Origin of the sequence: Mesorhizobium sp. B3-1-9 (assembly GCF_006439595.1) — a bacterium.
Lineage (GTDB): Bacteria > Pseudomonadota > Alphaproteobacteria > Rhizobiales > Rhizobiaceae > Mesorhizobium.
Genome location: NZ_VFTJ01000004.1, coordinates 411323 through 435621, shown reverse-complemented (window position 1 = coordinate 435621; position 24299 = coordinate 411323). Strand labels below are relative to the sequence as shown.

Below are 24299 nucleotides of genomic sequence, written 5' to 3'. Positions count from 1 at the left end.
GACACCAACTTCTCAAAACTCTTCAATCACATAAAACAAAACCCCGCCGAAAATCGACGGGGTTCGTCAGCAGTCTGGCGGCGCTGAGAGGCGCCGCTTTTTTGTGCCACCCGCAACGAGCCTTTCTGGCTCTTTTGAAGCATGCGGCGGCGGATCATGAAGGGCGATGTCCGATTTTTCCCTGCTGCTGACGCTCACCGTCGCAATCACTTTCCTTTTGGCCGGGATCGTCAAGGGCGTGACCGGCATGGGCCTGCCGACGCTGGCGATGGGCCTGTTGGGCACCATCATGCCGCCGGTGACCGCGGCATCGCTGCTCATCGTGCCTTCCTTCTTCACCAATGTCTGGCAGCTTTTCGCCGGCCCGAGTTTTTCCGCGATCCTGCGCCGGCTGTGGCTGATGATGGCGGGCATCCTGATCGGCACCATCGCCGGTTCGCGGCTGCTCGCCAGCGACAACGTCAAATGGACGACCGCCGGCCTCGGCGCGGCATTGATCGTCTATGCCGCCTACAGCCTGCTCGCGCGGCAGCCGACGGTGCCGGCACGCGCCGAACGCTGGTCGTCGCCGGTCGTGGGTTTCCTCACCGGCCTGGTCACGGGCGGCACCGGCGTCTTCGTCGTGCCTGCCGTCCCCTACATCCAGGCGCTGGGCTTGAGCCGCGATGATCTCATCCAGGCGCTCGGCCTCTCCTTCACGGTGTCGACGATCGCCCTGGCGCTGGGCCTTGCCTCGCATGGCGCCTTCGAGGCCGGGCATCTGGCGATGTCCTCACTCGCCGTGCTGCCGGCCTTGCTCGGCATGTGGCTGGGGCAGGTGCTGCGCCACAAAATCAGCCCAGCGACTTTCCGTCGATGGTTCCTGATCTTTCTGGTCCTACTCGGCGTCGAGCTGTTGCTGCGGCCCTTCCTCGCCTAGCGCACATTACCGGCGCTTCGCCGCGATAGCGGCCTCCACGTTCTGCCGGTGAACGGGTTCATAAGGCGCAAAATACTCAACCGCCGTTGTCGCAAAAATGTCGGCGCCGAAGGTCCTCAAATCCTGCTTCGCCAGGTCGGGGTCTTGCCGGCAGGCAAGCAGCTTTCGGACATAGGCCTCGGTCGCCGCGATGAAGCTTCTGTCATAGCCGCCGGCTTCGATTGCCTCGAAGGAACCGTGGTTGGGCAGGATTCGATCGAACCGCCAGCCAGCCATGCGCTCGAGGTCGATCAAGTGTTCCGCCAGACGCTCCGGTTCCGAGACATAGGTGACGGAATCTTCCAGCGTATCGCCCCCAAGCAGCAGGCCAGCTTGGGGCATCAGCAGCACCGTGCCGTCATGGCTGTGGATTTCGACCTGGCGCAGTTCGATCGAGATCGCCCCCACCGTCAGGCTGAGGCTGTTGTCGAACGTCCTGTTGGGCATAACGAGCGGCTTGATCGGCGGGTTGCCGCTTTCGATCTCGGCGCGGCCGCGTTCGAGTGCCGAGGCAGTCAGGGTGTTGGCGATGATCTCGCAGTCCTGGAACACCTCGTTGCCGGCGATATGGTCGTCATGCCAGTGGCTGAGAACGACGCGTATCGAGGTCACGCCCAGCTCTTCGAGGGTTTTCCGGATGAAGCGGGCATGGGGCAGGGATATGTGCGTGTCGTAGACGAGCGCCTGCGATCCATCGACGATCGCATAGGTGCAGATGCCGAGCGTGTAAGCGCCGTCGTCGAGCCAATTCGACTCGTCCGACCAGATGCGTACGCCATCGACACGGCCATCGTAGAAGCCGAGCACGTTCGGCGCCGGACGGATCAGCCGCATCGTCGAGCCGAGAGGCGGTCTGGTCATCAGCTTGCCCTCGACTATAAAAAGCTCAAGCCAGCAGCTGACCGAGACGGTCGATCTCTGCCGTCGTGGTCGCGAAGCTGGCGACGAAGCGGTAGATCGCTTCGTTGTCGCCGAGGTGGCCATCGAAACCCTGCGGCACGCCCCATTCATAGAATTTGGCGCCTGCCGCCTGCAGCTTTTCCGCCGTGGCCCGACCGAGTATGGCGAAGACCTCATTGGCCTGCGGCAGCCAGGCGAGCTTGCCGGCCGGCGCATCCTCGATCGTCTCGGCCAGGTGTGCAGCCATCGCGTTGGCATGGCCGGCCATCCTCAACCACAGATCGTCGGTGAAATAGGCCTCGAACTGGGCCGAGATGAAGCGGGCCTTGGAGAAGGTCTGTCCGGCGCGCTGGCGCAGCAGGCGCAAATCCTTGCCGACGTCCGGATTGAGGACCACCACCGCGTCCGCCATCCAGCAGCCGTTCTTGGTGCCGCCGAAGGAGATGAGGTCGACGCCGCTCTTCCAAGTCATTTCGGCCGGGCTGACGCCCGTCGCGGCAATCGCATTGGCGAAGCGCGCGCCGTCCATGTGAAGCGGCAGCTTGTGGCGGCGGCTGACCTCGGCGATCGCCTTGACGTCGTCGACGCTGTAGACCGTGCCGACCTCGGTCGCCTGGGTGACGGTGATCGCCATCGGCTGACCGGCTGGCGCCAGATCCTGCGAATAGCGCCTTATCGCGCGGTCGAGAGCCTCCGGGTTCATGCGTCCCAGCGGTCCCGGCACCGGCGCCATGCGCGCGCCGCCGGTGTAGAAACCCATCGCGCCGAACTCGTCGACATTCATATGCGCCTCGGAATGGCAGAGCGCGACGCCGCCGATTCGGTTCAACGCAGCCATCGAAAGCGCGTTGGCCGCGGTGCCGGTCGCGGCGAAGAAGACCTGAACCTCACGCTCGAAGACCTCGCTGAAGCGGCGATAGACGGCGCGGTCCAGGTCGCCGTCGCCGTAAGCGACAGCGGTGCCGGCGGCATGGCGCGACAGGTTGGCCGAAATGTCGGGGTGGACGCCCGCCCAGTTGTCGGATGCAAAGAACATCGAAAGGTCCATATCGTGATTGGCAAAAGCGGCGGGACTTGACCGCTTCGGCAGTCGAAGCGCAAGGGCCAATCATCGGCAAAGCGGTGAAGCCAGCAAATCGAGGCCAAAGGACCCGGACCAAAGCTTGCGTTTCCTGCGCTTGTCACGAAATTTTGTGTCGCGGCACGCCCAAGTTTTTTGTGAATCGGTCTTGTGCGGCTGTCTGATTTCTGTCATAAAAAATTTAGGACAGTAGTGCTGTCTTATTTTGTCGCACAAAACAGGCCGGACTGGCGTATGATCGCTGCCATTCCGGCCATTGTCGCGAGCGGCGGGTAGACGGCCCGGCTCTGACCTGTACGATACCGGATGCGAACCGGGCGTATAGCCGATTGGTTCGGTGGATTTCGCGAGACGTGCAGCAGGATAAAGGGGAAGCATCATGCTTCCCAATGCAAACCAGCGCCCTGAAACGGTCGGGGCCAAGGTGGAGAACGGAGGATAGGACGATGACGGAACTGACGCCATCTGCGATCAACGGCCGGGCCGCGCAGACGAAAGCGACAGCCGTTAAAAATACCGTCCTGACCAAAGAGCTGCGAACTGCCAACGGCATGGCCGCGCAGGGCCTTTACGATCCGCGCAACGAGCATGACGCCTGCGGCGTCGGCTTCATCGCCAATATGAAGGGGTTGAAGTCGCACCAGATCGTCGAGGACGGTCTGGCGATGCTGGAAAACCTCACCCATCGCGGCGCCGTCGGCGCCGATCCGCTGGTCGGCGACGGCGCCGGCGTGCTGGTGCAGATCCCGGACCAGTTCTTCCGTGAGGAAATGGCCGCCAAGGGCGTCGAACTGCCGCCGGCCGGCCAATACGGCGTCGGCCATTGGTTCATGCCCCAGGACGCGGCACTGCGCGCCCATATCGAAGAAGTCATCGCCGAATCGGCGCAGGCGGAAGGGCTGCCGCTCATCGGCTTCCGTGACGTCCCGGTCGACAATTCGTCGCTGTCGAAGGCGCCCGGTATCGTGGCATCCGAGCCGTTCCATCGGCAGGTGTTCATCGGCCGCACGTCCGACATTACCGACGACGAGGAGTATGAGGCCAGGCTCTATCTGCTGCGCAAGGTGATCTCGGGCCGCATCTATGCCGAGAACGACAACAAGGACATCGGCGCCTATTGCGTGTCGCTGTCGGCGCGCACCATCGTCTACAAGGGCATGTTCCTGGCCTACCAGGTCGGCGCCTATTACAAGGATCTCACCGATCCGCGCTTCGAAACCGCGCTGATCCTCGTCCATCAGCGTTTCTCGACCAACACGTTCCCGTCCTGGAAGCTGGCGCATCCCTACCGCATGGTCGCGCATAATGGCGAGATCAACACGGTGCGCGGCAACAACAACTGGATGGCGGCGCGTCAGGCCTCGGTCGATTCCGAACTGTTCGGCAACAACATCTCGAAGTTGTGGCCGATCTCCTATGACGGCCAGTCCGACACGGCGTGCTTCGACAACGCGCTCGAATTCCTGTTCCAGGGCGGCTATTCGCTCAGCCACGCCATGATGATGCTGATTCCGGAAGCCTGGGCCGGCAACAAGCTCATGGACGCAGACCGCAAGGCTTTCTACGAGTACCACGCGGCGCTCATGGAGCCGTGGGACGGACCGGCGGCGGTGGTCTTCACCGACGGCCGCCAGATCGGCGCCACGCTCGACCGCAACGGCCTGCGTCCGGCGCGCTACATCGTCACCGATGACGACCGCGTCATCATGGCGTCGGAGGCCGGCGTGCTGCCGGTGCCGGAGGAAAAGATCGTGCAGAAGTGGCGGCTGCAGCCGGGCCGCATGCTGCTCATCGATCTCGCCAAGGGCCGCATCGTCTCCGATGAGGAGATCAAGTCCGAGATCGCGACCAAGCACCCCTACAAGACCTGGCTCGCCAACACGCAGCTCATTCTCGAAGACCTGAAGCCGGTCGAACCGCGCGCGCTGCGCAAGGATGTCAGCCTGCTCGATCGCCAGCAGTCCTTCGGCTACACGCAGGAAGACACCAAGCTTCTGATGGCGCCGATGGCCACCACCGGCCAGGAAGCGGTGGGTTCGATGGGCACCGACACGCCGATTTCGGCGATGTCGGACAAGTCGAAGCTGCTCTACACCTATTTCAAGCAGAACTTCGCCCAGGTCACCAACCCGCCGATCGACCCGATCCGCGAGGAGCTGGTGATGAGCCTGGTGTCGTTCATCGGCCCGCGGCCGAACATCTTCGACCTGGTCGGCACGTCGCGCCGCAAGCGGCTCGAAGTGCGACAGCCGATCCTGACCAATGGCGATCTGGAGAAGATCCGTTCCATCGGCCACACCGAAGACCGTTTCGATACCAAGACGATCGACATCACCTACGGCTCGAACGAGGGCGCTGCCGGCATGCAGGGCGCCATCGACCGGCTCTGCGAACGGGCCGAGGCGGCGGTCGCCGGCGGCTACAACATCATCATCCTGTCCGACCGCCAGGTCGGGCCGGACCGCATCGCCATTCCGTCGCTGCTGGCGACGGCGGCCGTGCACCATCACCTGATCCGCAAGGGCCTGCGCACCTCGGTCGGGCTGGTTGTGGAATCCGGCGAGCCGCGCGAAGTGCATCACTTCTGCTGCCTGGCCGGTTACGGCGCCGAGGCGATCAACCCGTATCTTGCCTTCGATACGCTGCTCGACATGCACAAGCGCGGCGAGCTGCCGGAAGAGGTCGACGAGTACGAGGTGGTCTCGCGCTACATCAAGTCGATCGGCAAGGGCATCCTCAAGGTGATGTCCAAGATGGGCATCTCGACCTACCAGTCCTATTGCGGTGCGCAGATATTCGACGCCATCGGGCTGAAGTCCGATTTCGTCGAGAAGTATTTCACCGGCACCGCGACGCTGATCGAAGGCGTCGGCCTGGACGAGATCGCCACCGAGACGCTCAGCCGCCACAGCGATGGCTTCGGCAGCGACCCGGTGCTGCGCAACAACCTAGAGGTCGGCGGCGAATACATGTTCCGCATGCGCGGCGAGGCGCATATGTGGTCGCCCGATGCGGTCGCCACCTTGCAGCACGCCGTGCGGCAAGGCTCCTGGGACACGTTCAAGGACTATTCGGCGCAGATCGACAGCGCAACCGCGCGCGCCCAGACCATTCGCGGCCTGTTCAAGCTCAGAACAGCAGAAGAGACCGGCCGCAAGAAGGTCGCGATCGAGGACGTCATGCCGGCGGCCGAGATCGTCAAGCGCTTCTCGACCGGGGCGATGTCGTTCGGCTCGATTTCGCGCGAGGCGCACACCACGCTGGCGCGCGCCATGAACGCCATCGGCGGCAAGTCGAACACCGGAGAGGGCGGCGAAGAGGCCGACCGCTATCTGCCGCTGCCCGGCGGCGGCAAGAACCCGGAACGTTCGGCGATCAAGCAGGTCGCGTCCGGACGGTTCGGCGTCACGGCGGAATATCTGGTCAATTCCGACGTCATGCAGATCAAGGTCGCGCAGGGCGCCAAGCCCGGCGAGGGCGGCCAGCTGCCAGGGCACAAGGTCGACGCGACCATCGCCAAGGTCAGGCACTCGACGCCCGGCGTCGGCCTGATCTCGCCGCCGCCGCATCACGACATCTATTCGATCGAGGATCTGGCGCAGCTGATCTACGACCTGAAGAACGTCAATCCGGCGGCCGATGTGTCGGTCAAGTTGGTGTCGGAGGTCGGCGTCGGCACGGTTGCGGCGGGCGTCGCCAAGGCGCGCGCCGATCACATCACCATCTCCGGCTATGATGGCGGCACCGGCGCTTCGCCGTTGACCTCGCTCAAGCATGCCGGCAGCCCGTGGGAAATGGGCCTTGCCGAGACGCACCAGACGCTGGTGCTCAACGGCCTGCGTTCGCGCGTCGCGCTGCAGGTCGATGGCGGGTTGCGCACCGGTCGCGACGTCATCATCGGCGCGCTGCTCGGCGCCGACGAGTTCGGCTTCTCGACCGCGCCGCTGATCGCCGCCGGCTGCATCATGATGCGAAAGTGCCACCTCAACACCTGCCCGGTCGGCGTGGCGACGCAGGACCCGGTGCTGCGCAAGCGCTTCAAGGGCACCCCCGAGCACGTCATCAACTTCTTCTTCTACGTGGCGGAAGAGGTGCGGGCGCTGCTTGCCGAAATGGGCTACACCCATCTCGACCAGATCATCGGCGACACAGACCTTCTGGAAAAGCGCGACGTCATCCAGCACTGGAAGGCACGCGGGCTCGACTTCTCGAAGATGTTCTTCAAGCCGGACGCCCCGCATGAGGCGCTGCACTGGACCGAGCGGCAGAAGCATCCGATCGACGACGTGCTCGACCGCAAGCTGATCGAGTTGGCCAAGCCGGCGCTGGACGCCAAGCAGCCCGTCACCATCGAGCTGCCGATCCGCAATGTCGATCGTTCGGCCGGCGCGATGCTGTCGGGCGAGGTCGCCAAGCGTTTCAAGCATAAGGGCCTGCGTGAAGACACGATCCATGTGAAGCTCACCGGCACCGCCGGTCAGTCCTTCGGCGCGTTCCTGGCGCGCGGCGTCTCGTTCGAGCTTGTCGGGGCCGGCAACGATTATGTCGGCAAGGGCCTGTCGGGTGGCCGCATCGTCATCCGCCCGCCGGAAGAAGCAAAGATCGTCGCTGCTGACTCGATCATCGTCGGCAACACGGTGCTTTACGGCGCTACCGAAGGCGAGGCCTATTTCGCCGGTGTCGCCGGCGAGCGCTTCGCGGTGCGCAATTCGGGCGTGGCCGCCGTCGTCGAAGGCGTCGGCGACCATGGCTGCGAATACATGACCGGCGGCATCGTCGTCGTGCTCGGCAAGACCGGCCGCAACTTCGCCGCCGGCATGTCGGGCGGCGTCGCCTATGTGCTGGACGAGAAAGGCGATTTCGCCGAACGTTGCAACATGGCGATGGTCGAGCTGGAGCCGGTCCCGGAAGAGGACGACCTGATGGAGAAACTGCTCCATCATGGCGGCGACCTCGACCACAAGGGCCGCGTCGACGTCTCCGGCGATATGACCAGCCATGATGAGGAACGGCTCTACCAGCTGATCTCGAACCATGTGCATTTCACCGGTTCGGTGCGCGGTCGCGAGATCCTCGACGACTGGCAGAACTTCCGGCCGAAATTCCGAAAAATCATGCCGGTGGAATATCGCCGCGCATTGATCGAGATGGAACGCATGCGCATGAGCGTGGCGGCGGAATAAGCATCGGGCAGGCCGGAGAGATGGCTCTCCGGCCGGCATCCTCGCCAACAATCCTGACCCCGAGAGCATGACCCCGACAAGTGGGAACCGGTTTTCGGGCGAAGGTCATGCTCCAACAAGGTGCGGTTGCCAGGGCAGCCTTAAGGGGTTAACGGGTGCGCCGACAAAAAGCGTGCCTCGGACAGCAGGGACTGGACTATGGGCAAGGTAACAGGCTTTCTCGAGATCGACCGGCAGGTGCACAAGTACCAGCCTGCCTCGGACCGCATCCGGCATTTCCGCGAATTCACATTGCCGATGTCGGACAAGGAGGTCGAGAAACAGGCCGCTCGCTGCATGGATTGCGGCATTCCGTTCTGCCATGGGCCGACGGGCTGTCCGATCCACAACCAGATCCCCGACTGGAACGACCTCGTCTACAATGGCGACTGGGACAACGCGATCCGCAACCTGCACTCGACCAACAATTTCCCGGAGTTCACCGGCCGCATCTGCCCGGCGCCGTGCGAGGAAGCCTGCACGCTGAACCTCGAGGACATCCCGGTCGCCATCAAGACGGTGGAGCAGGCGATCGCCGACAAGGCCTATGAGACCGGCCATATCCGGCCCTATCCGCCGGAAAGGAAGACCGGCAAGCGGGTTGCCGTCATCGGCTCCGGCCCGGCCGGCATGGCGGCGGCGCAGCAGCTGGGCCGCGCCGGCCACGACGTGCATGTCTATGAGCGCGAAAGCCGTCCCGGCGGGCTGATGCGTTACGGCATTCCGGACTTCAAGATCGAGAAGCACTATATCGACCGTCGCATCGAGCAGATGCAGGGCGAGGGGGTGACCTTCCATTGCGGCGTCAATGTCGGCGTCGACATGAAGGTGGCTGACCTGCTCGGGGAATTCGACGCCGTGCTTTATTGCGGCGGCTCCGAAACGCCGCGCCCGGCCGGTATTCCGGGCGCCGATCTCAGCGGCGTCTATGACGCCATGCCCTATCTGGTGCAGCAGAACCGTCGTGTCGGCGGCGAGCCGATCCAGTCGGTGGCGTGGCCCTCGCACCCGATCATCGCCGGCGGCCAGCATGTCGTCGTCGTCGGTGGCGGCGACACTGCGTCCGACTGCATCGGCACCGCCTTCCGCCAGGGCGCGGTGCGCGTGACCCAGCTCGACATCCGCCCGCAGCCGCCCGAGAAGGAAGACAAGCTTGCGGTTTGGCCGTACTGGGCGACCAAGATGCGCACCTCGTCCTCGCAGGCCGAGGGCGCCGAGCGCGAATTCCAGGTGGCGACGCTCGAGTTCATCGGCGAGGAAGGCCAGTTGACCGGTGTGCGCTGCTGCGAGGTCGACGACAAGCGCAAGCCGATCGCCGGCACCGAGTTCGTCATCCGCGCCGATCTCGCCTTCATCGCCATCGGCTTCGCCGGACCGGCGGGCGACAGCCTGATGAAGGAGCTCGACGGCGAGATAAAGGTCGTCACCGACAGCCGCCGCTCGAACAATGTCGAGGCCAACGATCGCGACTACAGGACCAGTGTCGACAAGCTCTATGCGGCGGGCGACGTGCGCCGCGGCCAGTCGCTGGTGGTGTGGGCGATCCGCGAGGGCCGCCAGGCGGCGCGCTCGATCGACGAGACGCTGATGGGATCGACGGTTCTGCCGCGTTAAATTGGGCTAACGAGCCGCAGTCTTTCGCGAAGCGCAGCCTAGCTAAGCAACAGCTTTATCGCCCAATAGAGGCCGATGGCCATCTGGACCAAGAACGCCGAAAATCGAGCCTTGACAGCGGTCGGACTTGTCGACGTCAAATGAATGGCCGACTGCACCAGCCTCGCGCCGAGAAACCAATATGCGAGCGGATCGGTAATCGAGGCGCGCGCGCTCATTATGGCCAGGGCCATGAGACCTCCGAATATGGGAAGGCCTTCGATGCAATTGGCATGGGCGCGCGCCAGCCGCTGCAAGAAGGGCGAAAGACCGGCGTTGTCCGGTGCGAAGCCATTCGCGGGGACGCGGCCGCTCACCACAAGATGGGTGCGCAGGATTTCCATCCATATGAGCAATAAGAGGGTCCAAGTCACGAACCCAAGCAAGGCATAGCCTGTTGCCGACATATTCGCCCCCCGACTTTGACTTCGGCCAAAATCCAACAATGTCATTGTTCGGCTTGGCGCGAAATTGCCGCTGCGCAGGAATGTCGGTCACGGAGTCGCCGGCGTCGGGTCGGACTCTACAGCCGCGGTCGCCGGCTGCGGCTTCGGCGGCCAGGAAAAATCGTCGGCGCGGCCAGGCGAGGCGGCCGGCGCCTTGCCTTCGATGATCAGTTTTTCGCCGGGCAGGTTCGGATCGGCCCTGGCCGGCTGCGCGGCGCCCAGCAGTTCGGTGCCGCCGTCGAGCGACGGGTCGCCGAGCAGCATCGGCGCGGTGCGGTTGACGATGACGGGCGCCGCAGCCGGCTTCGGCGCCTCGACCGGAGCGCCGGCCGGCGCCGACACGGTCGTGACGCTTCCCGGCGCCGCCAGGCCCAGGATCTTGGCCAACGGCTTTTCCGTGTAGAAAGCGAGCTTGCGCTTGCCGGCCTTGGTGACGTTGATGCCGTCGTCGGAACGCAAGCGAACCGGCTGGCCGTTGATGTCCGGGCCGGAGGTGACGAAAGCGCCGTTCTCGTCGACGAAGCCGTCCCAGACATCGACGAATTCGCCGCCATGCTTTTCGGCGGCCGAGTGATAGATGTCGTTGAAGGCAAGCATGTCCGAGTTCATCTTCGACACGCGGAAAGCCGGCATGCCGACCCATAGGAACGGCACTTTGGTGTCCTGGATGGCCTTGCCGAACGCATCGGTGCGGCGCTCGTATTCCTTGGTCCAGTTCTCCGAGCGGGGCTGCTCGCGCACCTCGCCGACCCGCATCTGCTGGCGGTCGTTGGAGCCCAGCATGACGATCACGGCCGACGGCTTCTCGGTCTCGATCAGTGACTTGATCTCGACCGGCCAGTTATAGAAATCGTCGCGCACGAAGCCCGACGACCCGTTGCTGCGGGCAACGATCCTGACGGCGGGATTGTCGGCAAAGGCAGTGTCCAGGCCTTCGGCCAGACCGCCCGCCAGAAAATCGCCGACCACCAGCACGACACGGGCGTCGTTCGTCTTCTCGACAATCGGCGTTTCCGGCTCGGCCGGCGGGCGCGGCTTGGATTTCTTTTTCGGTTTCGGCCTTGATTTCTGGATTTCGACCGGTGGCTCGACGCGTTCGCTGCGGCGCGGGAACAGGAGGTCACGCAACGACCAGCCGCGGCTTTCCTCCTGCGCGAATGCAGGTGCGTGGAAAGCGCCGGCGGCGATGACGACAAGCACGGTCAGCGCGAGAATCAGGATCGGCGCCCGGCGAATGCCCTGCCTGATACGCGCGACCGACACCAAACACCTCTCCATCCCTTGGCGCATGACCAGGCAGACGCGGGAAGTCATGCGCAACCGAAGCGCTACAGCATCCTTGCCCTATTTGAAAGGATGCCTAGCGGCGTGGACGGCTCTACTGCTTGCGGAGCCATTTGAGCACTTCCATGCTCGGATAGCCATCCTGGTTCAAGCCGACCTTGGCCTGATAGGCCATGATGGCGGCTTTCGAGCCATCGCCGATCTTGCCGTCGAACTTGCCGTCATAATAGCCGTGATCTGAAAGCCGCTTCTGCAGTTCCTGTCGTTCCTCGAAGCTGAGCTTGGTGAAAGGCCGCTGCCAGTCCTGCACCAGGCCGTTGCCGCCGGCGATCTCGTCGGCCAGAAGGCCGACGGCCAAAGCGTATTTGTCGGCGTTGTTGTAAGCCTTGATGACCGAGAAATTCCTGATCATCAGGAAGGCGGGGCCGCCCCTGCCGTCCGGTACTTTCAGCGTCGCCTTGTCGGTCAGGTTCTTGAATGGCTTGCCGCTGGCCCGGACGACGCCGAGCGCCTGCCATTGGGCGATCGTCTTTGCGCCGCCGGGCAGCTTGCCGGCTGGTATGGAGACCTCATATCCCCAGGTCTTGCCGGCCTGCCAGCCGTTCTTCTTGAGCAGATTGGCGGACGTCGCCAGCGCGTCGGGGATCGAATTCCAGATGTCACGCTTGCCGTTGCCGTCCATGTCGACCGCATAGCGCTGATAACTGGTCGGGATGAACTGGGTCTGGCCCATCGCCCCGGCCCAGGAACCCATCAGATGGCTTTCGTCGATGTCGCCGGTCTGCAGGATCTTCAAGGCGGCGATCAGCTGGGTACGGGCATATTTCGAGCGCTTCGGGTCGCCATAGGCGAGCGTCGCCAGCGAACGGATGACATTGCGCATGATGTCGTCGCGCTTGAGGATCTCGCCATAGTTCGATTCCATCGACCAGATGGCGAGAAGGACGTTGCGGTCGACGCCGAACCGCGCCTCGATCCGGTCGAGCCACGGTTTCCATTTCCTCGCCATCGCCTGGCCGTTGGCCACCGACTGGTCATGCACGCGGTTGTCGAAATAGTCCCAGGCGGGCGCGGTGAATTCCGGCTGGGTGCGGGCTTTTTCCAACACGACCGGGTCGGGCTCGATGCCTCTCATGGACTGATCGTAAACAGCGCCAGAAACGCCGCCCGCCACCGCGATGGCGCGGAAACCCGAGACCCACTGGCGGAACCCGGCATCGGCGAAAGCGGGTCCGGCGGGCATCAGCAAGGCCAGCGTGAGACCGGCGGCAGTCACCAGTGCCGTCAGGCGCCTCGCGGTGTTGCGAACGGACATCATTTCCTCCTTCGTCAAATCAGGAAGGATCATTCAACGCCGAACCGGGTTAGTATTTAGTTTACCATAGGTGCCGCCGGGAACGAAAAGAGGTGTCGCGGCTTTTAGCTCTCACACTCAACTTTGGCCGTTCGGTAGTCCAACATTCCGGCGTGAAAATGATTCCGGCGTGAAAAAGCGCGGGGGGATTGCGGAGCGCGTCGCCGAGCGGATAATTGGCTGAAACGCAGGGGTGTCAGCATGAAGCGCGTTCGCAAGGCAGTTTTTCCGGTCGCAGGCCTCGGCACGCGGTTTCTTCCAGCCACCAAGGCCATCCCGAAGGAAATGCTGACCGTCGTCGACCGGCCGGTCATCCAATATGTGGTCGACGAGGCGCGCGAGGCCGGCATCGAGCATTTCATCTTCGTGACCGGGCGCAACAAGGCGGTCATCGAGGACCATTTCGACGTCCAGTTCGAGCTGTATGACACGCTGGCTCAGCGTGGCAAGGACGACCAGCTCGCCCGACTGCAGCGGCTCCAGCCAGCGCCAGGACAGACCAGCTTCACGCGCCAGCAGGTGCCGATGGGCCTCGGCCATGCCGTCTGGTGCGCCCGCGAGCTGGTCGGCGACGAGCCGTTCGCGCTGCTTTTGCCGGACATGATCATGCAGTCGGAAAAGAGCTGCATGAAGGACATGGTCGAGCTCTATGCCGAGACCGGCAACAACATCATCGCCGTGCAGGAATGCGATCCGGCCGAGGCGCATAAATACGGCATTGTCGGCCGCGGCGACGATACGCATCACGGCTTCCGCATCACCGGCATGGTGGAGAAGCCGAAGCAGGGCAAAGCGCCCTCCAACCTCTTCATCAACGGCCGCTACATCCTGCAGCCGGAGATCTTCGGCATCCTGGAAAGCCAGGAACGCGGCGCCGGCAACGAGATCCAGCTGACCGACGCGATGCTGAAGCTGGAGAAAAAGCAGCCCTTCTACGGCTATCACTACAAGGGGCGCACCTTCGACTGCGGCTCGCCGGAAGGTTTCGTCGAGGCCAATGTCGCCTTCGCGCTGTGGCGCAGCGACATGAATGCAAGCATGGCCGGCGTCATCCGCACGTTGCTCGATGAGGTGCAGCCGGCAGAGCGGCGCGGCGCCGCTTCGTAGGCTGCAGCGCCTTCGTCACTTTCGGGTCTGCGCACCCGCTTCGCCCGTGGATGACGAAGCGTTAGCGCTGGACCTTCAGGCCGAGATAGACGCTGTTGGCTGTATAGTCGCGTCCAGGCAGGTTGCTGGTCAGCTTCTCCGTCCGCACCCTGGTGGTGACCCCGGCATAGCGGTTCAGCCACCAGGTCAGCCCGGCCTCGGCGCTCAGGATCAGATCGTGGCCGTCGGAGCCGGTGTAATCGCGCCAGTCGAGGCCCAGTGCCGAGTTCGCCGTCAGATTGGCGCGGATCTGGCGCTCGCCGGTCAGACGGCCCGAATAGAGGATATCGCCGCTCTGGCCTGCCGTCGTGGTGGTCTCTACTTCGGTATTTCCGGTGAGCCCGATCGTGGTGCCGCGCTCGGGCGACCATTTGAGGTCGGCGTCGATGGACGGCCCGGCGATTGCTGGGAGGCGGCTGTCGTCTAGCGCTTCGCGCAGCCAGCCGACGGAAAATTCGCCCGAGAGCTTGTCGCCCATATCGAGCGCGAGGCCGGCGCGCGCGCCAACTCTTTTCGAGGCGCGGTCGAAGCCGTCGGTGTCGAGGCGCAGATCGTAGACCCGGCGGCCGAGCTCGACTTCCGTGAAGGGCGTCAGCGCCGGCGATATCTGGTAGCCGGTGCGCAAGGTTGCCGTGTAGAGCGTGTTGTCCTGATCCTTCTGCGACAGTGTGGTGCCGTCGGTGAGCTCAGCGTCGCCATAGAAGTCGTGCGAAACCGCGCCGGTCAGCGTGTAACGCATCTTGCCGACATCCTTTTCGATGCCGAGGCTGCCGTCCACCGTCTGGCGCAACGGCTGGTGGTCGACGCCGGCGACAGCATCCGGCGCGGAGGCCGATTCGGGTGCGGCTTCGTAGCCCAGCTTGGCGATGGCGCGCAGCTCGTTGTCGAGATCGACATTGAGCTGGCCTTCGATGCGGCCTTGCGCATCGTTGATCTTTTCGCCCGAGACGCTGTTGCGGAACTGGCCGTAGCCGGTGATCAAGGCTGAATTCTCGCGCCAGTCGGAGGTCGCGGTGAAACGCAGCGCCGTCTCGGACAGAACCGCCGATTTGCCGGTGCTGCTGGAATCGGCGTTGGAGGTGGCGGTGAAGCCTTGCTCGAGCGTCGGCCGGAAGACAAAGGTGCCGATCTTGACACCGGGAGCGGCGAAGGGATCGTCCTCCGGCTTGACCTTCTGGCCTTCGATGGATGCGGTGCGCTCCTGGCCCGGGTCGAGCTTCTGCTTGTCGACACTGTCGATGGTGACGGCACGGCGGTTGCTGCCGTCGTCTTCGGTCGCTGCAGCGTCAGTCTGGTCGCCGGTGGCGGTGGTCGCGGCGGTGGTCGTGCCGTCGGTAGCCTCGCCCGCCTTCTTCTTGGTCTTCTTCTTGTCGGCGGTCTTGGTGTTCGACTTGGCGTCAGCCTTGGCGTCCTGGGCACGCTGAGCAGCCGTTGAGGGCCGGCGGGGTTTTGCCGGCGCCTTCGTGTCGGCCAATGGATCGTCTGTTGCCTGCGGCTGGTCGAAGATGCTGTCTGTCGCGCCCGCCGTCTGATCGTCATCGGGAACGGCGCCCGGGCTCGACGGCTGGTAGGTCGTCGGTGCCGTGTCCGGGACAGCCGCGGCCGCGGGCGAGGTCTGATCCAGCGACCCTTGTGCCCTCAACTGCCTGGCCTTGCGCTGCTGGTCGGCGAGTATGGCCGATTCGGAGACCTCGCCGCGCAGTTCGGTTTCCTGCGAAAATGCCGGCGCGGGACGCAGCAAGGCAAGCGCGCTTGCCGTCAGCAGCAGTGCCGCAACGGCAATGCCCCTTCGACCGATTTTCGTTTCAGACTGGCCCCCGGACATCGTCACCACTGCTTGCGCGGCGCGGTTGCGCCATACTTACCGAACCGTAAATGCGGATGGTTAACGGAGGGTTGAGACAGCCGCCTTGGAGCCGCCCGGATCGGCAGGCCGCGGCAATTCTGTTGGACAGGGGCGCGGCAAAGCGCTAATCGCTTGCGCCATGCATGCGGGGTCCCCAGAAAGAAAGCAGCCGGACAGGCAGGCCGCGATCGAATCGGCGCTGAGAACGGTGGCGACGGAGCAGACCGGCGTGGCGGCCCTGGCCGCCGCGCTCGCAAACGGGCTGACCGAGCCTTTTGCCGCCGCGATCGACCTGATCTCGCGGATCGAGGGCCGTGTCATCGTCACCGGTGTCGGCAAGAGCGGCCATATCGGCGCCAAGATCGCCGCGACGCTTGCCTCGACCGGCACGCCAGCCTTTTTCGTCCATCCGGCCGAGGCCAATCATGGCGATCTCGGCATGATCGCCAAGGACGACGCCATCATCGCCATGTCGTGGTCGGGCGAAAGCAAGGAATTGATGGGCATCGTCGCCTATTCTAGGCGTTTTTCCATCCCGCTGATCGCCATCACTTCCGGCGAGAGCTCGGCGCTGGCGCGTGCGGCCGATGTGGTTTTGCTGCTGCCGGTCGTGCCCGAGGCTTGTCCGCACGGGCTGGCACCGACGACGTCGACGCTTCTCCAACTCGTGCTGGGCGACGCGTTGGCCATCGCTCTGCTCGAAGCGCGGGGCTTCACGCCGGATCACTTCCGAGCCTTGCACCCCGGCGGGCAGCTTGGCGCCAACCTGACCCTGGTGTCCGAGATCATGCGGACCGGCGATCAGGTTCCGCTCGCCCTGCTCGGCACCAAGATGCCGGAAGCGGTGATGACGCTGTCGCAGAAGAAAGTCGGGTGCGTCTGCATCGTCGATGCGAGCGGCAAATTGGTCGGGATCGTCACCGACGGCGACGTTGCACGCAATCTGCATCGCAATCTGGCCGACGTGACCGTCGATGAGGTCATGACCCGCACGCCCAAGACGATCGATCCGCAGACGCTGGCGGGCACGGCGATCGCCATGCTCAACGAGCACAATATCGGCGCGCTGGTCGTGATCAAAGACAAAATGCCGGTGGGCGTGGTTCATTTCCACGACCTGCTGCGCATTGGCGCAGCCTAGCCACGCACTTTTCCTGGAATTGCCTTAGTCTCAGCCCGTCCGATACCTGTCTCGGTTCAGGCCGCCTCGACCGTCAGCTCCAGGTCGGTGTCGGCGGCGCCGACAACGCGCACTTGCGTGCCCGCGGGCAGGTCAGGGCCCGAAACGCGCCACAGCGTGTCGCCGAGCTTGATGCGGCCGCGGCCGTCCTTGATCGGCTCGGCCAGCGTCGCCAGCTTGCCCACCATCTGCGCGCCGCGGCGGTTGAGCAGTGGCTGGTCGGCATCGTCGTGGCGGCCGGCCATCAGTTTCTTGCCGACGAAAGCCGATATCAGCGACAGGATCAGGAACGCCAGCACCTGCACGTGCCAGGTCCAGAAAGCGGCGTCCCATATCGCCAGCGACGCCGCGCCGACGATGAGCGCGGCGATGCCGATCCACAGCATGAAGACGCCCGGCGCGACGATCTCCATCACCAGGAGCACGAAGCCCAGAACCATCCAGTTCCACGGGCCGAGTTCGGAAACGATACGATCGAACATGGGAGCAGCCTCCTATGATCTCAGTTTTCGTTCGGCCGAACCAGCGGCGGGCGTGCTGCCTGCCGCTGCGCCCCAGCCGTACCTTCACTCCTGAAAACTTCCTTGGCGATCTCGCCGATGCCGCCGAGCGTTCCGATCAGCGATGAGGCCTCCAGCGGCATCAGCACGATCTTGCTGTTCGTGGCCGAGCCGATCCTGGTCAGCGCCTCGGTGTATTTCTGGGCGATGAAGTAGTTGAGCGCCTGGACGTCGCCCTTGGCGATGGCTTCCGACACGACCTGCGTCGCCTTGGCCTCCGCTTCGGCCGAGCGCTCGCGCGCCTCGGCGTCGCGAAAGGCTGCTTCCCTGCGGCCCTCGGCCTCGAGGATCTGCGACTGCTTGAGGCCTTCGGCGGCCAGGATCTGGGCGCGCTTATTGCGCTCGGCCGTCATCTGGCGGCCCATCGATTCGATGAGATTGGCCGGCGGATTGATGTCCTTGATCTCGACGCGGGTGATCTTGATGCCCCACGGATGCGCCGCCTCGTCGACGACACGCAACAGGCGCTCGTTGATGGCGTCGCGGTTGGACAGCAATTCGTCGAGGTCCATCGAGCCCATGACGGTCCGGATGTTGGTCATGGTCAGATTGAGAATGGCGTTCTGCAGCCCGGCCACCTGATAAGCGGCCTGCGCGGCATTGAGTATCTGGTAGAAGGCGATGCCGTCGACACCGACGATGGCGTTGTCGCGGGTGATGATCTCCTGCGTCGGCACATCGAGCACCTGCTCCATCATGTTCATCTTGGCGCCGACGCGCTCGAAGATGGGGTTGATGATGTTCAGGCCAGGCGTCAGCGTCTTGGTGTACCGGCCGAAGCGTTCCACCGTGTAATTGTAGCCTTGCGGCACCGTCTTGATGCCTTTGAAAAGAAGGATGATAACCAGGAAAACAAGAACGACGATGGCAATATCGAAACCGCTGAAGCCCATTTCGTATCTCCCTCAATAGGCACCGACTTCACGGAATCACTTAAGTGTGTTTCCGCAACGTTACAATCAGGTGATCGCTAATATTGGTTAGCGGAGGCTTTTGCGCACCGGTTTCAAGCTAAAGCGCGTCGCGCTGAAACGGATTCAGTCGACACGCTTTAAGTCTTTGCCTTGATGCATGTCGTTGTCCCAGAACCGCTGCACACTTCTGGGCGACATGCATCAGTCGGTAAAGCCGGTCACACCCAGCCGGAAAGCTCGCGCCGCGCCAGCGCTTCGATGACCGCCATGCCCTCGGCGCTGTCGTTGAGGCAGGGGATATGGGCGAAGTTCTTGCCGCCGGCGTGATGGAAGGTTTCGGCCGCCTCGCGGCCGATCTCGTCCAGCGTCTCGATGCAATCGACGGAAAAGCCGGGATTGACGACGGCGATCGACTTCACGCCGTCCTTGGCCAGTTTCTCGACGGTGACATCGGTATAGGGCTGCAGCCATTCCTGCGCGCCGAAACGCGACTGGAAGGTGGTGATGAGCTTGTTCTCGTCCCAGCCGAGGCGCGCGCGCAGCAGCCTTGTCGTTTCCAGGCAATGCGCCCCGTACGGATCGCCCTTGTCGGAATAGGGTTTGGGGATGCCGTGATAGGAGGTGATCACCACCTCAGGTTCGAAATCGAGCGTTGCGATGTGCTTCTCAATCGAGCGGGCGAGCGCCTCGATATAGACGGGCTCGTCGAAATAGGGCGGTACGCTGCGGATTGCCGGCGCATGCCGGATCTTCATCAGCGCGCGAAACAGCTGGTCGTTCGCGGTCGCCGTCGTCGTCGCCGAATATTGCGGGTAGAGGGGGAAGGAAAGGATGCGCTCGCAGCCTTGCGCGACCAGCTTTTGCGCGACGCTCGCCGTCGAGGGGTTGCCGTAGCGCATTGCCCAGTCGACCGTCACGTTGGGCAAGTCGGCCAGCGCAGCGGCCAGCTTCTGACCTTGAGCGCGGGTGAAAGTGCGCAGCGGCGACTCGTTCATCTCCCGGTTCCAGATACGCGCGTAGTTGGCGCCGGATTTTTTCGGTCTTGTGGTCAGCACGAGGCCGTAGAGGATCGGATACCAGATCGCCTTGTTGAGCTCGATGACGCGCGGATCGGAGAGGAACTCGCGCAGGTAGCGCCACATCGGCTTGAAGTCCGTGCCGTCGGGCGTGCCGAGATTGACCAGCATGATGCCGATCTTGCCCGTCCTGGCTGGCGGAGCGCCCGCCAGCGGCGGGCCGGGGACCTTCGCGGTTCTGGCATCGGTGGGGCTGGCAAGCGTCATGAACAGTCTCCGGTAGCGCCGCGAAACTAGCGATGCCCTGCCGGTTTTCAATGCTGCGTCTGGCCGCACTTTATCGCGTTTGGCACCCGAAAAGGAACACCCGCCCGTTTCCGGGCGGGTGCCATGAATTCCGGGTGGCCGCTTACTTCGCGGCCGGCGGAATGGTCAGCGTCGCGCCGAGTGGCAGGCGGCGCGGCTTATAATCCTTGTTGGCTTCGGAGATAAGCTTCCACCGGGTGGCGTCGCCATAGGCTCTCTTGGCCAGGTCCCAATAGGTATCGCCGGCGGCGACGGTGTGGCTGGTCTCAGCCTGCTTGGTTTCAGCGGGCGCCGCGGCCGCCGGCTTGGCCGTCTCGGCGGCTGGGGCGGGAGCAGGCGTCGCCGGAGCGGTTTCAGCCGGCTTCGTCCCGTCCGGTGCCGGAGGGGCCTCGGTCGAGACACTCGGCGGCGTGCCGGCGATATCGCTGGAACTGGAAGGCAAAGCCGGCATTGCCGGTTCGCTCGCGGCCGGTGCGGTCTCGGCCGATTTTGCTGCCTCGGCTGCCGGCGGCTGGGTCGTGGCTGCAGGAGCGGCCTCAGCCGGCTTTGCCGGTTCTGCCGCCGGTGCGGCAGGCGCCGTCTCGGCTGGTTTTGCCGGCTCGGCCGCCGCGGTCGCCGCCGCAATTTCGGTGATGCGGCCGTCAAGCTTCGGCGTGTAGGGCTGATGCGCGCCGAGATAGTCGGCCACCACCTGCTCCAGGCCGGGGCCGTAGTCATAGGCGTCCGTGGCCTTGTCGGCGAAAACCTTGTAACCGTCGCCGCCCTGGCGGACGTAGTTGTTGGTGGCCACGAGGTACTGCTTGTCGGGATTGATCGGCGTCCAGCCGCCGTTCTCCATCACCTCGGCCGATTTGACGCGGCCGGCATTGGGCGCGACCGATCTGTCGAAGGAATATTTGATGCCGGCAACCTGAGGGAAACGGCCGGCGCCGTCCTCGATCTGGCTGAGGCCGCTTTCGAGGCCCGCGACCAGGTCCTTGCCCGAGATCTTGAACGTCGCCAGCGTGTTCTGGAACGGCAGCACGGTCAGCACCTCGCCCATGGTCACCGTGCCCTGGTCGATCGACGCGCGCAGGCCGCCGCCGTTCGAGATGACGATTTCGACGCCCTGGCCCTTGGTGCGGTCGAGAATGGCGTCGGAGACGAGATTGCCCATCTCGCATTCGCGCGCGCGGCAATTCTCGCGGCTGCCGTCGATCGCCTTGGTGGTCTCGGCCACCTCCTTGTTCTTCAGCGCCTCGATCGGCGCCCCGAGTTCCTTGATGCGGGCCAGCACGGCCGGATCGGGGGTGATCGACTTGTCGAGGTAGATCGGGTCGCCGCTGGCCTCCTTGACGACGCCGTTGTCGTCGAACACGACCTTGAACTCGCCGAGATATTTCGAATAGGACGCCGCCTGCACCACCGGCACCTTATAGCCGTCGGGGTTGTCGACCATCGTCGGATAGGGGCCCGCCGCCTTCGGATCGGTGTTCGACAGGAGCGTGTGGCTGTGGCCGCCGACCACCACGTCGATACCGGGGATTTTCGCTATGACGTCGCGCTCGCGCCTATAGCCGATATGGGTGACGGCGATGATCTTGTTGACACCCTCTCCCTTCAGTTTCTCGACTTCGGCGGTGATCGCCTTGACGTCGTCCGTTATGGCGATGTTCGGCCCGGGCGAGGCGAGTTCCGGCGTGTCGTTGGTGACGGCGCCGATGATGCCGATCTTCTGGCCGCCGACCTCGACGACGATCGAGGGCTTGAACTTGCCCGCGGCGCCGGAGTTATCATTGGGCACGACATTGGCGCTGACGATCGGGAATTTGGCCTTGTCGAGGAACGGCACCAGCGCGGTCTCGCCGTCGTCGAACTCATGGTTGCCGAGCGTTACCGCGTCGGGCTTGATCTGATTGAGGAACTCCTCTTCCACCACACCCTTGTAGGTGGTGTAGAACAGCGATCCCTGGAAGTTGTCGCCGGCATTGAGCAGCAGCACGTTCTGGCCTTCGAGCTTCTTGCGCTGCTCAGCAATCGCGGTGATCAGCCGGCCGGCGCCGCCGATGCATTCGCCCTTGGTCTCCTCGTCGGCGGAACAGGTCGACTCGTATTTGTTGTTGCCTTCGATGCGACTGTGCCAATCGTTGAAATGCAGGATGTTCAGCGTGTAGTCGGCAAAAGATACGCCAGCCGACAGGCCGAGCGTCGAAGCGGACAGGGCTAGGATGGCAGCAATCTTCTTCATCTTCGTCTCCCGGATGAGCTGACTTCGAAGGCGCTTGATGACCCCGCTTGACCGGACAATAACAGTCAGCCTCGGGTCATGTTCACATCGGGTTCCGGTCGATGCAAGTGGAAATCCGGAAGTGTTTTGCCGGCACAAAAAAGGACGGCGGCTTGCGCCGCCGTCCCTGTCAGCTGAAGATTTGCGAACCCTCAAGCCCGGCGCGTCAGCACAAAATTCTGGCCGCTGGCGCTGGTGCAGTTGAGCTGGCTGGTGGAGATCATCAGGCAGTTGAAGCTGACCGGGGTCTGGCGGATCAACGAGGTGCCGTGGATCTCGACCGAGGTCGCGCCGGTCATGGTGTAGCTGCCTTCCGACAGCTTCTGGCCAGTGTCGGTGGCGACGGTGGTGAAGCTGCCAGCCATGAAGGTCGACAGGCCGGTGCCCTTGGCGTCGATCCAGTTGCCCTCGACACCCTTCGGCGCCGCCGCCATCGAAGGCTGGTCCGAGGGACCGGTGGTGGTGCAGGCGGCCGCAGCCAGAAGGCTTGCCGCGGCGCCTGCCGAAAGCAGTTTGCGCGCAATGGTCATTTTTGAAAATCCTCTCCTCAGTCCGCATCCTTCAATCGCCCGATTTCCGGGCGATTGCAAGGCGGTGGCTCCGGTCAGTCCCGGCGCTATCGGACCAGAATGTTGCGGAACTGCCACGGATCGTCCTTGTCCAGGTCCTCCGGGAAGAGTCCCGGCCGATTGTCCAGCGGCGTCCAGTCGGTGTAGTAGCCCCTGACCGGCCCGAGATAAGGCGTCTGCACTTCGAGGCAACGCCGGTAGTTCATCTCGTCGGCCTCCACGATACCAGCGGTCGGATTCTCCAGCGCCCAGACCATGCCGGCGAGCACCGCCGAGGTGACCTGCAGGCCGGTGGCGTTCTGGTAGGGGGCGAGCTTGCGTGCCTCGGCCAGCGACAGCTGCGAGCCGTACCAGTAGGCGTTCTTGTCATGGCCGTAGAGCAGCACTCCGAGCTCGTCGACGCCGTCGACCAGTTCGTTCTCGTCGAGCACGTGGTGAACCGGCTGCGGCTTGCCGGCGGCGCCGAACATCTCGTCCAGCGACAGCAAGGCGTCGTTGCAGGGATGGTAGGCGTAGTGGCAAGTCGGGCGGTATTGAAGCTTGCCCTTCTTCGAGCGCACGGTGAAGAAATCGGCGATCGAGATCGCCTCGTTATGCGTCACCAAGAGGCCGTATTGCGCGCCCGTCGTCGGGCACCAGGAGCGCACGCGCGTGTTGGCGCCTGGCTGTTCCAGATAGATCGCCGCCTTGGAGCCGTGCTTGTGCTTCTTGCCATTCTTCGGCATCCACTTCTCATGCGTGCCCCAGCCGAGCTCGGCCGGCTGCAGTCCCTCCGAGATGAAGCCTTCGACCGACCAGGTGTTCCAGAACACGTTCATCGGCTTTGGCTTCTTGGTGCGCTGGGTGTCGCGCTCGGCGATATGGATGCCCTTGACGCCAGCCTTCTTCATCAGCCTGGCCCAAGCCTCGCGATCTTCCTGCGCGGGCTCCGAAAACTCGAGACCGAGATCGGTGGCGAGGTCGACCAGCGCCTTCTTGACCAACCACGAGACCATGCCGGGATTGGCGCCGCAGGTGGAGACCGCCGTCGGGCCGCCGGGCTTGTCCTGCTTTTCCTGGATCATCGCCTCGCGCAGCGCATAGTTGGTGCGGCTGGCATTGTCGGCCTCGGCGTCGAAATAGAAGCCGAGCCACGGCTCGACGACGGTGTCTATGTAGAGCACGCCGAGTTTGCGGCACAATTTCATCAAGTCCACCGAGCCGGTGTCGACCGACAGGTTGACGCAAAAGCCCTGGCCGCCACCATTGGTCAGAAGCGGCGTCAGCAGCTTCTTGTAATTCTTCTCGGTCACCGCTTCCTGGACGAAGGCGATGCCGCGCTCGTCGAGCAATTTCCGGTCGATGTCGCGCGGATCGACGACCGTCATGCGCGACTTGTCGAACTTGAAATGGCGTTCGATCAGCGGCAGCGTTCCCCGCCCGATCGAACCGAAGCCGATCATCACGACGGGACCGGTGATTTCACCGTAAACGGGCCAGTTTTCATTCGCCATTTTTTCGCACACTCCTTCAAACACGCGCAAAACCGGGCATTTTTCGCCCGACGGCCAAGCCGTACACCACAGATCATTGTCATAAACCAGCGAAAAGCGCCAATC

The 24299-nt window shown here is 63.7% G+C and carries 18 protein-coding genes; 6 read left to right on the top strand and 12 right to left on the bottom strand.

Annotated elements, in window-relative coordinates:
* Together FJW07_RS31905 and FJW07_RS10470 are read left to right on the top strand one after the other, a co-directional pair.
* A partial coding sequence (locus FJW07_RS31905) for a hypothetical protein (RefSeq protein WP_210239870.1) occupies window positions 1-191 on the top strand: 191 nt, incomplete at its 5' end.
* On the top strand, window positions 167-919 hold the full coding sequence (locus FJW07_RS10470) for a sulfite exporter TauE/SafE family protein (RefSeq protein WP_140856210.1): 753 nt from the start codon (window positions 167-169) through the stop codon (window positions 917-919). The genes FJW07_RS31905 and FJW07_RS10470, both read left to right, overlap by 25 nt.
* 6 nt (window positions 920-925) lie before the next feature.
* On the opposite strand, the gene FJW07_RS10465 is transcribed toward FJW07_RS10470, so the two are convergent.
* Both FJW07_RS10465 and FJW07_RS10460 read right to left on the bottom strand, forming a co-directional pair.
* The gene (locus FJW07_RS10465; protein WP_140856208.1) at window positions 926-1819 is read right to left on the bottom strand and encodes an MBL fold metallo-hydrolase; all 894 of its coding nucleotides are present in this window, start codon (window positions 1817-1819) and stop codon (window positions 926-928) included.
* A 25-nt stretch (window positions 1820-1844) separates the two neighbouring features.
* Complete coding sequence (locus tag FJW07_RS10460) at window positions 1845-2894, bottom strand: low specificity L-threonine aldolase (RefSeq protein ID WP_140856206.1); 1050 nt, start codon at window positions 2892-2894, stop codon at window positions 1845-1847.
* 491 nt (window positions 2895-3385) lie between these two features.
* On the opposite strand from FJW07_RS10460, the gene gltB reads away from it, so the two are divergent.
* Window positions 3386-8122, top strand: coding sequence for a glutamate synthase large subunit (gene gltB / locus FJW07_RS10455; protein WP_140856204.1), 4737 nt, complete (start codon window positions 3386-3388; stop codon window positions 8120-8122).
* Window positions 8123-8320: 198 nt separating this feature from the next.
* Window positions 8321-9775 carry a glutamate synthase subunit beta gene (locus FJW07_RS10450; protein WP_140642272.1) on the top strand — a complete coding sequence of 485 codons (1455 nt, stop codon included), beginning with the start codon at window positions 8321-8323 and terminating at the stop codon, window positions 9773-9775.
* A 38-nt stretch (window positions 9776-9813) separates the two neighbouring features.
* On the opposite strand, the gene FJW07_RS10445 is transcribed toward FJW07_RS10450, so the two are convergent.
* The 3 genes from FJW07_RS10445 to FJW07_RS10435 all read right to left on the bottom strand — a co-directional run bounded on the left by FJW07_RS10445 (window position 9814) and on the right by FJW07_RS10435 (window position 12859).
* The gene (locus FJW07_RS10445) at window positions 9814-10221 is read right to left on the bottom strand and encodes an MAPEG family protein (RefSeq protein ID WP_140651499.1); all 408 of its coding nucleotides are present in this window, start codon (window positions 10219-10221) and stop codon (window positions 9814-9816) included.
* Window positions 10222-10308: 87 nt separating this feature from the next.
* Window positions 10309-11526: a DUF459 domain-containing protein gene (locus tag FJW07_RS10440; protein ID WP_140642268.1), complete on the bottom strand. Its 1218-nt coding sequence runs from the start codon at window positions 11524-11526 to the stop codon at window positions 10309-10311.
* Between the two features lie 112 nt (window positions 11527-11638).
* Window positions 11639-12859, bottom strand: coding sequence for a lytic murein transglycosylase (locus FJW07_RS10435; RefSeq protein ID WP_140856202.1), 1221 nt, complete (start codon window positions 12857-12859; stop codon window positions 11639-11641).
* A 240-nt stretch (window positions 12860-13099) separates the two neighbouring features.
* Between FJW07_RS10435 and galU the strand changes: the two genes are divergently transcribed.
* Window positions 13100-14005, top strand: a complete 906-nt coding sequence (gene galU, locus FJW07_RS10430; protein WP_140856201.1) for a UTP--glucose-1-phosphate uridylyltransferase GalU — start codon at window positions 13100-13102, stop codon at window positions 14003-14005.
* Window positions 14006-14066: 61 nt separating this feature from the next.
* Here galU and FJW07_RS10425 read toward each other — a convergent pair whose 3' ends face one another.
* On the bottom strand, window positions 14067-15869 hold the full coding sequence (locus FJW07_RS10425; protein WP_140856199.1) for an outer membrane beta-barrel protein: 1803 nt from the start codon (window positions 15867-15869) through the stop codon (window positions 14067-14069).
* A gap of 160 nt (window positions 15870-16029) precedes the next feature.
* On the opposite strand from FJW07_RS10425, the gene FJW07_RS10420 reads away from it, so the two are divergent.
* Entirely contained in the window at window positions 16030-17031 is a 1002-nt protein-coding gene (locus FJW07_RS10420; protein WP_140642261.1) for a KpsF/GutQ family sugar-phosphate isomerase, read from the top strand.
* 56 nt (window positions 17032-17087) lie between these two features.
* Here the strand turns inward: FJW07_RS10420 and FJW07_RS10415 are convergent, their stop codons facing one another.
* The 6 genes from FJW07_RS10415 to FJW07_RS10390 form a co-directional block, all read right to left on the bottom strand.
* On the bottom strand, window positions 17088-17552 hold the full coding sequence (locus FJW07_RS10415; protein ID WP_140651510.1) for an NfeD family protein: 465 nt from the start codon (window positions 17550-17552) through the stop codon (window positions 17088-17090).
* Window positions 17553-17572: 20 nt separating this feature from the next.
* Window positions 17573-18523, bottom strand: coding sequence for an SPFH domain-containing protein (locus FJW07_RS10410; RefSeq protein ID WP_140651512.1), 951 nt, complete (start codon window positions 18521-18523; stop codon window positions 17573-17575).
* Window positions 18524-18762: 239 nt separating this feature from the next.
* Window positions 18763-19827, bottom strand: coding sequence for a ferrochelatase (gene hemH / locus FJW07_RS10405; RefSeq protein WP_140856197.1), 1065 nt, complete (start codon window positions 19825-19827; stop codon window positions 18763-18765).
* Between the two features lie 142 nt (window positions 19828-19969).
* Complete coding sequence (locus FJW07_RS10400; RefSeq protein ID WP_140856195.1) at window positions 19970-22093, bottom strand: 5'-nucleotidase C-terminal domain-containing protein; 2124 nt, start codon at window positions 22091-22093, stop codon at window positions 19970-19972.
* A gap of 191 nt (window positions 22094-22284) precedes the next feature.
* On the bottom strand, window positions 22285-22662 hold the full coding sequence (locus FJW07_RS10395) for a hypothetical protein (RefSeq protein ID WP_140642250.1): 378 nt from the start codon (window positions 22660-22662) through the stop codon (window positions 22285-22287).
* 86 nt (window positions 22663-22748) lie between these two features.
* Window positions 22749-24194: a homospermidine synthase gene (locus FJW07_RS10390; RefSeq protein ID WP_140856193.1), complete on the bottom strand. Its 1446-nt coding sequence runs from the start codon at window positions 24192-24194 to the stop codon at window positions 22749-22751.
* Window positions 24195-24299: the final 105 nt, after the last annotated feature.